The 16,551-nt window shown below is 71.7% G+C and carries 10 protein-coding genes; 3 read left to right on the plus strand and 7 right to left on the minus strand.

Annotated features, from left to right (window positions below; genetic code table 11):
• Positions 1-58: 58 nt before the first annotated feature.
• The gene (locus tag JMF97_RS00630) at positions 59-1,345 is read right to left on the minus strand and encodes an outer membrane protein assembly factor BamB family protein (RefSeq protein WP_203219756.1); all 1,287 of its coding nucleotides are present in this window, start codon (positions 1,343-1,345) and stop codon (positions 59-61) included.
• An 82-nt stretch (positions 1,346-1,427) separates the two neighbouring features.
• On the minus strand, positions 1,428-2,717 hold the full coding sequence (locus tag JMF97_RS00635) for an outer membrane protein assembly factor BamB family protein (RefSeq protein WP_203219757.1): 1,290 nt from the start codon (positions 2,715-2,717) through the stop codon (positions 1,428-1,430).
• A gap of 81 nt (positions 2,718-2,798) precedes the next feature.
• Between JMF97_RS00635 and JMF97_RS00640 the strand changes: the two genes are divergently transcribed.
• Positions 2,799-4,691: a DUF6311 domain-containing protein gene (locus tag JMF97_RS00640; protein ID WP_412101298.1), complete on the plus strand. Its 1,893-nt coding sequence runs from the start codon at positions 2,799-2,801 to the stop codon at positions 4,689-4,691.
• 3 nt (positions 4,692-4,694) lie between these two features.
• On the opposite strand, the gene JMF97_RS00645 is transcribed toward JMF97_RS00640, so the two are convergent.
• Both JMF97_RS00645 and JMF97_RS00650 read right to left on the minus strand, forming a co-directional pair.
• Positions 4,695-6,470, minus strand: coding sequence for a hypothetical protein (locus tag JMF97_RS00645; RefSeq protein ID WP_238358476.1), 1,776 nt, complete (start codon positions 6,468-6,470; stop codon positions 4,695-4,697).
• A complete protein-coding gene (locus JMF97_RS00650; RefSeq protein ID WP_238358564.1) occupies positions 6,470-8,221 on the minus strand; it encodes a DUF6311 domain-containing protein in 1,752 nt (583 codons plus the stop codon). Before JMF97_RS00650 ends, JMF97_RS00645 begins: the two co-directional genes overlap by 1 nt.
• Positions 8,222-8,581: 360 nt before the next feature.
• On the opposite strand from JMF97_RS00650, the gene JMF97_RS00655 reads away from it, so the two are divergent.
• Positions 8,582-9,757 carry a hypothetical protein gene (locus tag JMF97_RS00655; RefSeq protein ID WP_238358477.1) on the plus strand — a complete coding sequence of 392 codons (1,176 nt, stop codon included), beginning with the start codon at positions 8,582-8,584 and terminating at the stop codon, positions 9,755-9,757.
• A 544-nt stretch (positions 9,758-10,301) separates the two neighbouring features.
• On the opposite strand, the gene dxs is transcribed toward JMF97_RS00655, so the two are convergent.
• The 3 genes from dxs to JMF97_RS00670 all read right to left on the minus strand — a co-directional run bounded on the left by dxs (position 10,302) and on the right by JMF97_RS00670 (position 15,733).
• On the minus strand, positions 10,302-12,254 hold the full coding sequence (gene dxs, locus JMF97_RS00660; protein ID WP_203219762.1) for a 1-deoxy-D-xylulose-5-phosphate synthase: 1,953 nt from the start codon (positions 12,252-12,254) through the stop codon (positions 10,302-10,304).
• A gap of 99 nt (positions 12,255-12,353) precedes the next feature.
• The gene (locus JMF97_RS00665; protein ID WP_438803735.1) at positions 12,354-13,634 is read right to left on the minus strand and encodes a class I SAM-dependent RNA methyltransferase; all 1,281 of its coding nucleotides are present in this window, start codon (positions 13,632-13,634) and stop codon (positions 12,354-12,356) included.
• Entirely contained in the window at positions 13,631-15,733 is a 2,103-nt protein-coding gene (locus tag JMF97_RS00670; protein WP_307816713.1) for an APC family permease, read from the minus strand. The genes JMF97_RS00665 and JMF97_RS00670 overlap by 4 nt, the downstream gene beginning before the upstream one ends.
• 154 nt (positions 15,734-15,887) lie before the next feature.
• Here JMF97_RS00670 and JMF97_RS00675 point away from each other — a divergent pair, with 154 nt between their 5' ends.
• Positions 15,888-16,550 (plus strand): potassium channel family protein, encoded by a 663-nt coding sequence (locus JMF97_RS00675; RefSeq protein WP_102657154.1) that lies wholly within the window; start codon positions 15,888-15,890, stop codon positions 16,548-16,550.
• Position 16,551: the final 1 nt, after the last annotated feature.

Raw genomic sequence — 16,551 nt, forward strand, 5'->3', positions numbered from 1 at the left:
CCAAGCCCGCCCCAGCGCCCCGCGTCGGTGGTGTCGACATCCTGCCTCTCGACGCGGCTCAGTCGGGCAGCTGCCACAACCCGAAGGAGCCGTTCTGCTGCCGGCAGGCGATCAGGTCGTACCGGCTCTGGCAGCCGCCGGTGACATCGGGGAGCACGTCGATGCGCCGTGGCTGGGACCTGGCCGGGTCGAGCCGGGCCAGCACCGCGCCCGTCTCGGGCACCAGACGGATCCCGAGGAGTCGGGGCACGCGCTCGTAGCTGGCGACCGTGTCCCAGGGGCCGTACTCGGTCACCACCTCTCCGGTCGCCGCGTCGAGCGTGACCAGCCCGTGGCCGTCGAGCTGTGCGATGGCCCGCTCCTGCGTCACCCACAGCAGGTCGACGACCTCGCTGGTGCTCCACCGCACGTTCCCGGTCGCCGGGTCGAGGACGTGGGTGCCGCCCCGGTTGGCCCGGGCGCAGAGCAGCGCGCCGCAGCGGGTCACGAAGTCCGCCAGCGGCACCGTGGCCTGCCAACGCGGCACCAGACCGGCCAGGTCGTAGGCGGTGACGGTACGCGAGTTGCGGACCATCACCAGCAGGTCATCGACCACCGACACCTGCTGGTAGCCGGTGGTGTCGACGGCGGGCAGCCGGTGGCGAAGCCGGCCGGTCGCGGCGTCGAGCACCTCGACGTCACCGGCGTTCGTGGACAGCACCAGGGCGTCGATCACACCATCGCGTTGGTGGAGTTCGATGAGCGACGGCGGCATCGTCCTGGACCACAGCTCGCGACCGGTGGCCAACTCGACCGACCGCAGCGTGGTCGACTCGTCAAGGGCCATCGTCTGCAGCAGCACCCGACCCGAGGCGTCGGGGGTGCCGAACCCGACGGCGCGCCAGCGCTGCTGCCCGGTGGCCGCGTCCAGCAGCATGGTCTCGCCGGGGTGGCCGGTGCTCTGGGACGGGACCAGGGCGAACAGCACACCGTCGGCGACGGACTCCACCCGGAAGAACCGGTGTCCGGGCGGCACCGGCACCCGCCACAGCGCGGCGAGTGGCTGTGGGGTGACGGTGGCCCGGCGAGGTCGCGCGTACGCGGTGAGTTCCTGCGAGCCGTCGGTCACCCTGGGTGCCGGGTTGACGGTGAAGATGTGCTCCTCGGTGAGGAACAGATCGGCCGGCAGGCCGGCCGGCACCGTCGCGTGCACCCGCGCGGCCGGGGGTGCGGCAGCGGTCAGCACCACCAGCACGACCAGCGCCATCAGCGCCACCGGCCAGCGCGAGGTGCCGCGACGGGGCCGTCGGCGCGGCGGCTGCGGGTCGCTCGGCGCGGACAGCTCGCCGAGGTCGATCAACGTCACACTCGTCCCTCTCCGCCACGCACCTCGCTGGTCGCCGGAGCTTAACGCCGCAGGCAAGCGAGCCGCTCCAGCCGAGTTGCGGTCAGTCACGCAGCTGCCACAGCCCGAAATTGCCGTCCCGGCGGCGGCACACGATCAGGCCGTCCCGGTGACGGCAGTTGCCGACCGCACCGGGTAGCAGGTCGATGCGGCGTGGCTGTCCCACTGCCGGATCGAGCCGGGCCAGCACCGCGCCCACGTCGGGGATGGACCGTGTCCCGAGCGGATGCGAGGCGGCACCGAAGTCTTGCACCAGGTCCCAGCTGTCGTCGGCGGTCGGAGGCCGTCCTGTTCCCGCCTCGACGGTCGCGACCGAGAGGGGGCGCTGCCGGTGGTCGACCACCAGGGCACGCCGGTCCCCGGCATGCAGAACGTCGAAGCCCTCGCCGACGGTCCACCGGAGGGCTCCGGTCGCCGGGTCGAGCAGATGCACACCGGATCCGGCACTCGGCGCACAGATCATGGCTCCACACCTGTAGATCCGCTCGACCGACTGCACGTCGGTCCGCCATCGCCGGGCCAGACCGTCGAGCTGGTACGCGGCCACTGCGCTGGGGCTGCGAACCACCACGAGGTCACCGATGACCGAGGCGTACCGCTGGTCGCCCGGATCGTCCGGGTCGGCGGGGAGACGGCCTCGCCGCGTGCCGGTCCGCGCGTCCAGCACCTCAACATCGCCGCCCACCGTGGTGAGCACCACGACATCGATCTCCGCTGGGTCCCGGTGATAGGAGGGCCAGAACGCCTTCGACGACACCGACCACAGCTCACGGCCACTTGCCACGTCGACCGCGGTGACCCGGTCCAGCTCCTGCCTCTCGTAGGTCTGCAGCAGAATCAGGTGCGGGGTGATGAACACCGCGATCCCGTTCTGCCGCCAGCGGAGCTGTCCGGTACGGCTGTCCAGCAGCCTGGTCTCCGCGCCGGCATCCGTGCTGTTGAAGGAGAACACCAGCGCGGAGTCGTCCACCCGTTCGACCACCATCGGCTGAGCGGACCCGACGGGTGTCCGCCACACTGCGGTGAGCTGCTGCGGTGCACCGGTGGCCCGCTCCGGCTGCCGATAGGCGAGCAGTTCCTGGCTTCCGTCGGCGACACCGGTCACCGGTTTCACGGCGACGATCTGGCCGCCGCCGGTGAGGAACACCTGGGCGGACAGCGACGACGGCAGGATCGCCTGCATCCGGGGAGCCGGTGGTGCCGCACCGGTCAGCACCACCAGCACGACCAGCGCCACCGGCACCAGGAACGAGCGGGAAGGAGGGGGCCGACGACGACGGGGTAGCGGTTGGTCGCTCGGCTCGGTCCGCTCACCGAGGTCGATCACCGTCACGCTCGCCTCCCCCGCGACACATCCGGTACGCACCCTATGGGTGCCAAAAGCCCCAAGAGCCCGCCTGTACGATGGCCCGTCGTGGCCGTGCCGGTGGTAAATCCCTCGCTGAATCCCGTCTCCCCGACCGTCGAGACGCAATCAACAGGGCGACCTCGGCGCCGGCCGGCCCGTGCCGATGTGCTGGCCATCGGAGCCTACGTGCTGCTCGGTGTCGTCGTCTGCCTCAACTACTGGGTGGACGTCAACAACCGGGTCTCCTCGCACCTGCCCACCGACCACAGTTGGTTCGAGTGGCTGTTCTCGCACGGCGCGTACTCGGTGCGCAACCTGGAGAACCCGCTGTTCAGCACGCAGCAGAACGCCCCCGACGGGGTGAACATGATGGCCAACACCTCGCTGCTCGGGGTGACCCTGCCGTTGGCCCCGTTGACCTGGCTGCTCGGCCCCCAGGTGGTGTACGCGCTCTACCTGGGCGGTGCGCTGGCCGCCACGGCCGGCACCGCGTACTGGATGCTGTCGCGACACCTGGTGCGCTCGCGGGCGGCGGCCTTCATCGGCGGCGGGTTCCTCGGCTTCGCCCCCGGCATCGTGCACCACGCCAACGGCCAGCCCAACTTCGTCTCCAACTTCCTGCTCCCGCTGATCGTGGTGCGGGTGTTCCGGCTGACCGAGCCGGGTCGGTGGCGGCGCAACGGGCTGGTGCTGGGACTGCTGGTGGCGTACCAGATCTTCATCAACGAGGAGATGCTGCTGCTCACCGCGCTGGCCTGCCTGGTCGTCGTGATCGCGTACGCGATCATGCGGCCTCGGGCGGCGCGGCAGCGGGCCGGCACCTTCGCCGCCGGGCTGGGTGTCGGTGGCGGGCTGGCCCTGCTGCTGACCGCGTATCCGATCTGGTTCCAGTTCAACGGCCCGCAGTCCTACCGGGGCTTGCAGGGCGGGGTGTTCCACAGCTGGGGCGAGGACATCGTCGCCTTCGTCACCTTCCCCCGCGACACCATCGCCGGCACCGAGGCGGTGGAGAAGACCATCGGGATGACCGAGCAGAACACCTGGTTCGGTTGGCCGCTGGTGCTGCTGTCCGTGGTGGCGCTGGCGTTGCTGGTCCGCCGCTGCATGGTGGCCCGCATCCTGGCGGTGCTTGTGGTGTTCTTCTCCGTGGCGGCGCTCGGCCCGGAGATCCGGTTCAACGGGGAACTGACCGGCATCGGCGGACCGTGGTCGTACATCCCGGAGGACCTGCCGCTGGTCGAGATGATGATGCCGACCCGGCTGACCCTGGTGACCACGGCCGCGCTCGGTGTCCTGCTCGCACTGGCCTGGGACGCGGTGGCCGGACGCGGCCGACCGCCGGTACCGGCCCCACGCGCCCCGCAGCCCACGGAGGGCTCGGCGGGCGTCTCGGAGCCGGCGAGCGGTTCGGAGCCGGCGGGCCGGGGGCGGCGACCGCGCTGGCAGCAGGCCGTCGGGTACGCGGCGATCACGCTGGCCGTACTGCCGCTGATCCCCACCCCGCTGCCGGCCGAGCAAGTCGATCCGCCACCGACCTTCATCACCTCCGGCGCCTGGCGGCCGTACGTGCCGGACGGCCGGACCCTGGTGCCGGTGCCCATCCCCAGCAATGTGCACGGGCTGTCCACACTGCGCTGGAGCGCGCTGACCCAGCACCAGTTCCCGATCCCGGCCGGCTACTTCATCGGCCCCAACCTCGACGGCGAGGGTGTCTTCGGCGCACCGAACCGGCACACCAGCACGCTGATCTACCGCAGCATGGACACCGGGGAACTGCCCGAGCTGACCGACGAGGACCGCCGACGGGCGGTCGAGGATCTGCGCTTCTGGCGGGCCTCGGTGGTGGTCCTCGGCGCCCACCCCAGGGAGGCCGTGCTGCGGGACCTGATGACCGCCCTGCTCGGCGAGCCGCAGCGCGTCGACGACGTCTGGCTCTGGGACGTCCGCGACCGGGTGTAGGGGTCAGCCGACCAGCGGGCGGACGTCCCAGACGAGCGCGCCGTCGATCGGGCGGGGCGGCCCGAGCAACGCCTCGACGGTACGACGTACCGGGTCGCCGTGGCGCAGTTCGCCCTGCACCACCACCGCCGCCCGCCAGTGCCGCAGGTCCGCCACCGCCTGCCGGCGGTCCGCATCGGTGATCGACGGCAGCTCACCGGTGTCGGCCACCCGGCGCAGCAGCGCCGAGGTGGGCCGGTCGGGGGCACCCCAACGGGCCGTCGGATCGTCCGCGGCCTTCGGGCCGATGAAGAAGCCACCCGGGGCGGTGAACGCCAGCCCGGTCCGCGCCGACCAGAGCATCGCCGGGCTGCGGCCGTGGTTGGTGACCGGCGGCACCGCCACCAGGGTCCGCCCGGCCGGCACGTACGCCCGCCAGGTGCCGTCGGCGACGAACCCCGGCACCGGCCAGATTGGCACGGTCCGGATCGGAGTGGGCGTCAACGGCAGCACGGCGGCGGCGAGCGCACCGACCCAGAGCAGCCGCACCGCCGACCGGGTGGACGCCCACTGCCGGGCGACCCGGTCCGCGGCCAGCGCCACCAGCATCCCGAGCACCGGTACGCAGACCAGCGCGAACCGGGCCGGCACCACGTGGTCGAGCAACGGCAACCCGGAGATCAGCCGGTACGGCCCGGCCAGCTCGGTGACTTCCGCGTCGAGGCGTACCGGGGTGCCGAGGGAGAGCAGGGCGAAGACCACCCCGCATCCGGCCAGCGCCCGCACCAGTGGCCGACGCCAGAGCCAGGCGGTGGCGAGCACGGCCAGCACCAGCAGTACCGGCCCGAAGAAGGAGTTCTCCTCGGTCGGGTTGGGCGCCAGCAGGGCACTCGACCGGCCGTCCCCGAGGAAGGTCTGCCGGGCCAGGGCCGGAAAGGACGCCGCGTCGAGCTGGTAGGCGTGCGCGTGGAACGGCATCCCCCGGTAGTGGCCGGGACCGAAGAACTGGAACCACAGCGGGTACGCCAGCAGCGCTGCCGCCACCACCGCGCCGATCCCGATGCGGGCGGCGAGCCCGGGGGCGAGTCGGCGGGCCGCCGCCCGGTCGGCGAGCGCGTACCCGAGCGCGAACACCCCGGCGGCCAGCGCCACGAAGAGCAGCAGTTCCTCACCGAGGAAGACCTGGTAGGTGACGGCCAGCCCGAGCAGTAGCCCGTACCGCCACACCCGACCGGCCGGTTCGCCACGGAACACCAGCGCCAGGATCACCGGCACCAGGAACTGGGCGGCCATGTGCAGGTGCGCCCCGGCCTGGGCGACCATTCCGGGGGCGAATCCGCAGATCAGCCCACCGATCGCGGCGGCCGCCCGGGAGCGGACCAGCCGCCGGCGCAGCAGCACGTACCAGGCGGTGGCGGTGCCGGCGAGGCATCCGACCACCGCCACCACGAACGCCGTCTGCGAGCCGAACAGCAGGGTGACCGGGGTCAGCGGCACACCCAGCCCGAGCACGGAGGTGTTGGCCATCAGGTTCACCCCGCCGGGAGCGTTGAGCGCGTCGCTCCACAGCGGACTCTCGATCCCCGTCACGGCCCGGGCGGCGCGGGCCAGCATCCACTCGAAGAGGATCTGGTCTCCGGCCTGGTGGAACAGCCGGTCCGGGCGGCCCCACTGGCGGCTGGTCAGCCACGCCGCCAACGCCAGGTATCCGACCACCACCGCAACATCCGGGGTACGGGGAACCCGCAACCGGCGGCGGGTGGTGGCCTGGACGGGGCGTTCGGCTGTGCCGACCGGCATCAGGCCGTCCGGTCGGTCAACGCCCGTACGTCCCACACCCAGACGTCCAGTTCCTGGCGAGCCGGACCGACGAGTTGCTCGACAGTCTGCCGCAGCGGCTCCGAGTGCGGCTGGCTCACCGGCAACACCAGGACCGCGGCCCGCCAGTGCCGCAACTCGTCGAGGGAGCGGCGCCGCTGGCGGTCGTTCAGTTCAGGCGTACGCCCGGTCGTCGCGACCTCCTCCAGCAGCCGGCCGATGCCGCTGGGCCGGCCGCCGAACCGGCCCGGGTCGCCGGTGTTGCCGTTGCGCGGGGCGAGGAAGTACCCGCCCGGCATCTTGAAGTCGAGGTTGGTGGCGGCGGCCCAGCGCATGCCGTGGGTGTTGCCCATGTTCGGCACCGGGATCGGCACCAGCGTCTGATCCGGTCCGACGTAGGCGCGCCACCGGTCGGAGGTGATGAATTCCGGCACGGGTGGCCGGGTGGTCATCGGCAGCGGCATGGGCGCGATCGGCAGCAGGGCGAGGACCAGCCCACCGGCAGTGAGCGTACGCAGGGTGCGCGGGTCCAACGGCAGGGACCGACTGCGTTCGATGGCCAGGGCCAGCAGGATCGCCACCACCACGCTGGTGATCATGCCGAACCGGGTGGGTACGACGGCGTCCAGCAGCGGCAGTCGGACCAGCCACTCCCACGGTCCGACCATCAGTTCCCGGTCCCACCAGGTGATGCGCTCGCCGAGAGAGAGTACGGCGTAGAACCCGGCGGTGGCCGCCAACGCCCGGACCAGCACCTCCCGCCGCAGCCACAGCACGATGCCGACGGCGATCAGCGCCAGGCTCCAGCCGAAGAAGGCGTTCTCCTCGGAGTAGTTCGGCGCGAGGTTGACGTTGGCCCGCTGGTTGCCGCCGATGGTCGGCGATCCGGGGGCGAGGTAGGCGGCGATGTCGTTGCCGTAGTCCCGCACCGCGTCGCTGAGCCCGTGGTACGCCATCGGCCCGGCGAACTGGATGTACAGCGGGTACGCCAGCAGCGCACCGGCGATCACCGTGCAGGTGGCCACCGCCTTGCCCAGCGGCCGCCAGGCCGCCGACCAGAGCGCGGGACGCTGGACGACCACCGCGATCAGGAAGATCCCGCAGCCCATCGCGGTGAACAGCAGGATCTCCTCGTTGATGAACGCCTGCGCGGTGACCAGCAGCGCCAGCAGCGCCCCGTCCCGGTACGGCCGGGTCGACCGGGTGATCACCATGACCCGCCAGACGATGAACGGCAGCAGGAACTGGCTGATGATGTTCGGATGCCAGCTGGCGTGGGAGAGCATCGCCGGTGAGAAGCCGCAGAACCAGCCGCCCACCACGGCCGCCAGCCGGTTGCTCACCACGTGCCGGGAGAGCACGTGGTACCAGGCCGAGGCGGTGCCGGCGAGGGCGAGGGTGACCAGCACCACGAACGTGACCGCCGGCCCGAACAGCAGCGTCACCGGCACCATCGGGATGCCCAGCGCGAGGATGGCCGTGTTGGCCATCAGGTTGACCCCGTCCGGATAGTTGAACTGCTCCGTGAAGAACGGGAACTCCCCGTGCAGCACCACCCGCACCGAGTGGGCGAGGAAGAACTGCACCTGCGCCGGATCACTGCTGTAGAGCGACGCGACCCGGCCGGCCGGGTCAGCCCAGATCTGACTGGTCACCCAGACCGCGACGAGCAGGAACCCGCCGAAGACGGCGAGATCCACCCGACGGGGGGTCCAACGGAACCGCCGCTTCAGGGTGGCGTCCGCCTGATCCGACCCGCCGCCGACCGCCTCACTGTCCACAGTAGAGTCAGACACAACGGAGCCTTGCCCATCTTCACGCTCAGTGATGGGTTCGGCTGGCAGGTCTGGGGTGACGTCGGTTTTCGGCGGAATTGCGGCGCGGGTCTCGGCAGGCGTCACAGTCGGCGGAGTCTACCCGAGTAGGGAAATAGCGCCCAAGTTGACGGGCCGTCCCCTGTGGTCGGTGTGTGCCGATGCGACGCAGCGTGAGGCGGCGAAGAGCGAGGGCGTGACATCTCGTACTATTGCCCTCCGAAACGACGACCGACGCGATCGGGGGCGTAACAGGTGGGTCCAGTCCGCTGGCGCGGCTTGACGGCCACCAGCCTGTCGGCACTGCTGGTCGCCGTCGCCGCCTGCGGCCCGGTGGCCGAGCGCCGCCCGCAGGACCTGCGGGTCGGCTACGACAGCCTGGACGGTTCGCTGACCGTCTGGCCCCCACGCGGCTCCCTGGCCGAGGATCCGGCCGCGACGGCCGCAGCAACCCGGGCGGTACGAGACTGGCGCTCCCCGATCGACGATCGGGTACACGTACCCTCGTCCGGCATCCTCTACTCCGGCCAGGTCGGCGGCACGCCGCTGGCCCTGGTCGCCGCCTCAGTGCCCGGCCAGGCCGCCTCCTGGCTGCTGCAACTGACAGGTGACGGCGACGGATACCGGGTCACCCACGCTACCGAGTACACCGACCCCGGCTACCTGGTCTACTCCGACGTGCTGCCGGTGCAGGCGGCCGACGGCCGGCGCTACTTCACCTCCGAACGGGTCCGCCGTGTGGTTGGGCCGAACGGCCGGATCCTGTCCGCCACCGACGGTCTCACCGACCCGGTCGACGTGCCGGAATGCCACGCCGTGACGGTGACCGCCACCCTGCGCTCCACCACGTCACTGCCCCGGGGCCGCACCGCCGACCGGCTGCTCGACCTCGGCACCGGCATCGCGGCACCGCGGTACCCCCTGGTCCGCGACGAGAGCGGCTCGGGCCGGCGGGCGCTGACCGGCCTCGACACCTGCCAATTGGCCGACAAGGACGGCCCGTTCGGAAGTGTCACCCGGCGCGTGGGAGACCGGGACACCCCCGACTCGGTACCGGCCTCCTGGCCCATGGCCAAGGTGGCCGTCCGTACCCTCGGCGAGCTGACCCTCGACGGAGGCGAACCGGCCGAGTTGGAGCAACTGACCTGGGAGACCGCCGACGGCACGATGAGCGCCGTGGTCTACCGACCGGCCGACGACACCCCGCTGGTCTACTCACCCGCCGACCGCACCAGCCCGTTGCAGGTCTACGAACTGCCGGTGCCCGGGCAGCCACTGGTCGTGCTCAGCTGGCGGTCCACCAAGGACACCACCCTGTCGGTCCCACCCGGCACGACCCGCCTGGTCGACCGCCCCGGCCTGGTCGTGGCACCGCTGCCCGAGCGCCGCCAGACCTTCAGCCTCGCCGCCGACGACAAGACCCACTACCGCACCGCCGGCCCCGCCCGCCGCTGACCCGCCGCTGACCCGCCGCTCCGGCTGGCCGAGCGACCGGCGCCGGTCAATCCCCGCAGGAAGTCACTGCCAGTGACTGACCTTGGCCACCATTCCGTTACTGAACGTCACGGCGGATAGCCGGCCTCCCGGCATCCCTTCCCCCGCCTTTGCTCTGCTTCAACCCACGCAATAGGCGCTGAGCTGTGTGAACAAAGATCGGGATGAACATCCGTCGCCGCGCGTCAGACACGCAGCGTAAACCGTTGCGTGGGTTGAAGCAGAGCAAAGGGGCCGAGCAGGGGTATGGGCGACCGGCCAGGCGACACGCGCTGTTATCGGTCCGGCTTCGCCTGCACCGTGCGCTGGTGACCAGGCAGGCGCGGAGAACGGGGTGCCGAGATCCGACCCTGGGCCTTGGTCCTGGAGAACAAGCGTGGAGAACGAGCGTGAAGATCCCGCGTGGAGATTTACGGGTGGGACCGACCCCAGGGAGATCATCGGGGCCGGTCCCACCCGAGCGACGAGTCGATCGGGTGGGTAGCGCGGTCGATCGGCGGGTGGGTCAGTTGTGGGTGGCGGTGTTGTCGGTGGGCACCGGGAGGGGCTCCACGGTCTGGGTGTCCAGGCGGGAGATCCAACCGGTGACGTCGCGGGCGACGTCCTGGGCGGTCAGGCCGAGGTCGGCGAGGATCTGGGTACGCGAGCCGTGCGGGTGCCAGTCGGCCGGCACGCCCAGGTCGCGCAGCGGTACCTGCACGTCGGCGTCGCGCATGGCCTGGGCGAGGGCGTCACCGACGCCGCCGATGCGTACGCCGTCCTCGACGGTGACGACCAGCCGGTGCCCGGCGGCCAGGTCGACAAGCTCGGCCGGGACGGGGCGGACCCAGCGCGGGTCGACCACGGTGACGCCGTAGCCCTGCTCGGCGACCCGGGCGGCGACCTCCATGCCCAGCTGCCCGAAGGAGCCGACGGCGACCAGCAGCACGTCCGCCCGCTCCGACTCGGTCAACACGTCGACGGTGCCGACCCGCCGCACGGCGGGCAGGTCGGCGGCGACCGCGCCGGTGGGGTAACGCACCACGGTCGGCCCGTCGTCGACGGCGACCGCCTCGCGCAACTCCTCGCGCAGGGTGGCGGCGTCGCGGGGGGCGGCGATGCGCAGGCCGGGCACCACGCCGAAGACCGACATGTCCCAGATGCCGTAGTGGCTCGGCCCGTCAGGACCGGTGATGCCGGCCCGGTCCAGCACGAAGGTGACCGGCAGCTTGTGCATCGCCACGTCCAGCAGGACCTGGTCGAATGCCCGGTTGAGGAAGGTCGCGTAGACCGCCACCACCGGGTGCAGCCCACCGAGCGCCAGGCCGGCCGCGGAGGTGGCCGCGTGCTGCTCGGCGATGCCCACGTCGTAGGTGCGCTCCGGGTACTTGCGGGCCAGCTTCGCGATGCCGGTGGGCTCGGCCATCGCGGCGGTGATGCCCACCACGTCGGGCCGCTCGTCGGCGATCTTGACCAGCTCGTCGGCGAAGACGTTCGTCCACTTCACCGTCGGCGCGGCGGTGGCCTTGCCGGTGGCGATGTCGAAGGCGCCGGGGCCGTGGAAGCAGTCCGCCTCGTCCTCCTCGGCGGGGCGGTAGCCGTAGCCCTTGCGGGTCACCGCGTGCACGATCACCGGGCCGCCGAAGTTCTTCGCGGCGCGCAGCGCCGTCTCGACCGCGGCCACGTCGTGCCCGTCGACCGGGCCGACGTACTTGATGCCGAGGTCCTCGAACATCGCCTGCGGGGCGACCGCATCCTTGATGCCCCGCTTGACCGCGTGCAGCACCTCGTACATCGGCTTGCCGACCAGCGGGGTCGAGCCGAGCGCGTCCTTGACCGCGTCGAGGACCTTCTCGTAGCCGGGGTTCAGCCGCAGGGTCGACAGGTGGTCGGCGAGGCCGCCGATGGTCGGCGCGTACGAGCGGCCGTTGTCGTTGACCACGATGACCAGGGGGTTGCCGGCGGCGGCGATGTTGTTCAGCGCCTCCCAGCACATGCCGCCGGTCAGCGCCCCGTCGCCGACCACGGCCACCACGCTGCGGGCCTCACCGCGCAGCGCGTACGCCTTGGCCAGCCCGTCGGCGTACGACAGGGCGGTGGAGGCGTGCGAGTTCTCGATGATGTCGTGCTCGCTCTCGGCCCGGCTGGGGTAGCCGGAGAGCCCGCCGCGCTGGCGCAGCTGGTCGAAGCCGTCCTGCCGACCAGTAATGATCTTGTGGACGTACGCCTGGTGGCCGGTGTCGAACAGCAGCCGGTCACGGGGAGAGTCGAAGACCCGGTGCAGGGCCAGGGTGAGTTCCACCACGCCCAGGTTGGGGCCGATGTGCCCGCCGGTGCGCGACACCTTGGCGACCAGGAAGTCACGGATCTCGGCGGCGAGGTTGTCCAGCTCGGTGCCCGACATCCGCCGGACGTCCTGCGGACCGTGCACCCTGGCCAGCAGCCGGCCCTGGTTGGCCGTGTCCTCTTCAGCACTCATGACCGCAGAGTCTATCGGCCTTCGCCCACCTCGCAGCCCGGTCACCGGTGCGGGGAGGCTGAGCACGAGGTCAGCGCCACACCCGGGAACAGGCGGTGTTCACGCCGGCAGCAGCAGCCCGACCAGCTCCACGTGCTGGGTCAGCGGAAACAGGTCGTACCCACGCAAGGCGGCCAGCCGCCACCCGAGATCGGTGAAGACCCGCAGGTCGCGGGCGAAGGCGGCCGGGTCGCAGGCCACGTACGCCACCGCCCGGGGCCTGGCGGCGACCACGTCGCGCACCACCCGCGCTCCGGCACCCGAACGCGGCGGGTCGAGCACCACCACGTCCACCGACCCGGTGATCCGTCGGCGGGCCAACGCCGTCTCCACCCGGGCCGCCACCACCTCCACCTGGGCCAGGTCGCGCAGGTTCTCCCGGGCGGCGGCCACACCGTCGCCGGCCGCCTCGACCAGGGTGACCCGGCCGCTCTCGCCGACCCGCTCGGCCAGCGCCGCGGCGAACAGCCCGGCCCCGCCGTAGAGGTCCCAGGCCCGCTCCCCCGGCTCCGGCCCGGTCAGTTCCAGCACCGCGGCGACCAGGGTGTCCGCAGCCGCGGGATGGACCTGCCAGAACGACGAAGCGGGCAGGTGCCACTCCCGGCCCGCGGCCAACTCCCGGACCCGCTCCGGGCCGCTGACCCGCCGGGTACGCCCCGTCGTCCGCCCCGTCGTCGAGGCCGTCACCGTCACGTCGCCGCCGGTGGAGGCGACCACCTCCACCGCGTCGTCGTCGGGCCACCGGGTGCCGCTGGAGGTGAGCACCGGCTGGTCCTGGATGGCCGGGTGGGCGATCAGGCACCGGTCGACCGGCACCACCTCGTGCGAGCGGTGCTTGAGCAGACCCGCCCGGCCCGCCGCGTCGACGGCGTAGCGGACCCGGGACCGCCAGCCGAGCGGACCGCCGGGCAGCGCCTCGACCCGCACGTCCAACGCGTCGCACCCGGCCTCGTCGAGGCCGCCGAGGCGGATCAGTTGCTCCCGCACCACGTCGGTCTTCCAGCGCAGCTGGGCGGGCACCGAGACGTGTTGCAGGTCGCAGCCACCACAGCGCCCCGGCCGGGCGTACGGGCAGGGTGGCTCGACCCGGTCCGCCGAGGGCTCCAGCACCCGTACCGCGTCGGCCCGGACGAAGCCGCGATGCACCTCGGTGACCTCGGCCACCACCCGCTCGCCGGGCAGCGCATGCCGGACGAAGACCACCTGCCCGTCCACCCGGGCCACGCAGTGCCCGCCGGGGGCGACAGCCGCCACGGTCAACTCGACCTGCTCGGCCTCGGTCAGTCCACCGCGACCATCGGCCGCCTCGGACTGCTGCACCGGGAGGGTCACCTCGTTCACCGCGTCTCTCCGTTCGACGACTGCTGGCCCGGCCCGGACGGCGCGGGGTCCACCGGTACGGGGTCCATCGGCGTGGGGTCCACCGGCGCGACGCTCGGCGGGAGGGTGCTGCGGGGCACCGCCCGGGGACCCCGCACCGGCCCCCGCCCCAGGGTGGCGTCCATCCGGTCGAGGTCCTTGCCGGCGGTCGAGGCGAGCTGCCACGGCACGCTGGTGACCATCACCCCCGGCTCGAACAGCAGCCGGCCCTTGAGCCGCAGTGCGCTCTGGTTGTGCAGCAGGTTCTCCCACCAGCGCCCGACGACGTACTCGGGGATGAAGACCGTGACCACGTCGCGCGGCGAGTCCCGGCGGACCCCGGCCACGTAGTTCAGGATCGGTCGGGTGATCTCCCGGTACGGCGAGTCGATCACCGTCAACGGGATCGGCACGTCCCGACGTTCCCACTCGGTCTGCAACTGCCGGGTGTCGACGTCGTCCACGTTGACGGTCACCGCGGTCAGCGTGTCCGGCCGGGTGGCCTGGGCGTACGCCACGGCCCGCAGGGTCGGCTGGTGCAGCTTGCTGACCAGCACGATGGCGTGGTTGCGGGCCGGCAGCACCGGTCGTCCGTCGTCCGGTGCCAGCTCGACGGCGACCCGGTCGTAGTGCCGGCGGATGGCCAGCATCAGCAGGTAGATCACGCCCATCGCGACGATGGCGATCCAGGCGCCCAGCAGGAACTTGGTGATCAGCACGATGACCAGCACCGCACCGGTCATCGCCATGCCGAAGGTGTTGATCGCCCGGGATCGGAGCATCCGCCGACGCACCTGCGGATCCCGCTCGGTACGCAGGCGCCGGTTCCAGTGCCGGATCATGCCGGCCTGGGAGAGGGTGAACGAGACGAAGACCCCCACGATGTAGAGCTGGATCAGCTTGGTCACCTCGGCCTGGAACCCGACGATCAGCACGATCGCGAAGGCGGCCAGGAAGAGGATGCCGTTGGAGAAGGCCAGTCGGTCGCCTCGGGTGTGCAGTTGGCGGGGCAGGTAGCGGTCCTGGGCGAGGATCGAGCCGAGGACCGGGAAGCCGGTGAAGGCCGTGTTGGCGGCCACGAACAGGATCGTGGCGGTCACCCCGACGACCAGGAACAGCAGCACCGAGCCGGAGCCGAAGATCGTCTCGCCGAGCTGGGCGGTGACCGTCTTCTGCACGTACCCCTCGGGGCCGGCGACGATCTGCTGGCCCGGGTCCTCGACGAACTGCAGCCCGGTGAGCCGGGCCAGCCAGATGATGCCGACCAGCATGGTCACCGAGACCAGGCCGAGCATCAGCAGCGTGGTGGCGGCGTTGCGGCTCTTGGGCGCCTTGAACGCCGGTACGCCGTTGGAGATCGCCTCCACTCCGGTGAGCGCGGCGCAGCCGGAGGAGAAGCTGCGCAGCAGCAGGAACGCCATGGCCCAGCCGGTGGTGTCGTGCCATTCGGCGGCGATGACCAGGTCGGCGCTGGGCGCCCGCAGGTCCTCACCGAGCACCACGATGCGGACCAGCCCGGTCAGGATCATGCCGACGATCACGATCATGAACCCGTAGGTGGGGATGGCGAAGGCGCTGCCCGCCTCCTTGAGCCCGCGCAGGTTGACCGCGGTCAGCAGGATCACGGCGCTGACCGCGATGAGCACCTTGTGGGTGGCGACGAACGGGATGACCGAGCCGAGGTTGGCCACCCCGGAGGAGACCGACACGGCGACGGTCAGCACGTAGTCGACAAGCAGCGCGCTGGCCACCCCGACCCCGGCGCGGGGGCCCAGGTTGACGGTGGCCACCTCGTAGTCGCCACCGCCGGAGGGGTAGGCGTGCACGTTCTGCCGGTAGCTGGCCACCACGGTCAGCATCACCACGACCACCCCGAGGGCCACCCACGGCGAGAAGACGAAGGCCGAGGCCCCCGCGATGGAGAGCATCAGCAGGATCTCGTCCGGCGCGTACGCGACGCTGGACAGCGCGTCCGAGGCGAATACGGGCAGGGCGATGCGCTTCGGCAGGAGGGTGTGCTTGAGCCGGTCGGACCGGAACGGTCGACCGACGAGCAGCCGCTTCAGCAGGGTTCGGGCCACGGTCGCCAAGCGTACGGCTGACGCCGCCACTCCCGTCGTCCTGGACCGGGCTGAGGTCGGTGCGGGTGTCGAACGTGAGCGGAGTACCGTCGGTCCCCGCCTGGCGTCAGGACGTGACAGGCTCGCGGTGACGGGCGCACCTTGGGAGGGCGGCGTGCATATCGTGATCATGGGCTGTGGCCGGGTCGGCTCGACCCTGGCGCACAACCTGGAGTCCCGAGGTCACTCGGTGGCGGTGATCGACCAGGACGCCGACGCGTTCCGCCGGCTGGGCCCCGAGTTCGCCGGCACCACCGTCACCGGGGCGGGATTCGACGGCGACGTGCTCCGTCAGGCCGGCATCGAGCGGGCCGACGCCTTCGCCGCCGTCTCCAGCGGCGACAACTCCAACATCATCTCGGCGCGGTTGGCGCGGGAGACGTTCGGGGTGTCCCGGGTGGCGGCGCGCATCTACGACCAGCGGCGGGCGCAGGTCTACGAGCGCCTCGGCATCCCCACCGTGGCGACGGTGCGCTGGACCGCCGACCGGATGCTGCGACACCTGCTGCCGGAGGGCAACGTGGAGATCTTCCGCGACCCGACCAGCACCGTGTCGATCATCGAGGTGCCCGTGCACCGGGAGTGGATCGGGCATCGGGTGCAGCGGCTGGAACAGGCCACCGGGGCCCGGGTGGCCTACCTGCTGCGCTTCGGCATCGGCACCCTGCCCACCGCCTCCAGCGTGGTGCAGGAGGGTGACCAGATCTTCATGCTGGTGACCGACGACATGGTGGCGACGGTCACCGAGATCGCGGCGGCACCGGACGGGGGGCAGTGAT

Origin of the sequence: Micromonospora fiedleri, assembly GCF_016774385.1 — a bacterium.
Lineage (GTDB): Bacteria > Actinomycetota > Actinomycetes > Mycobacteriales > Micromonosporaceae > Micromonospora > Micromonospora gifhornensis.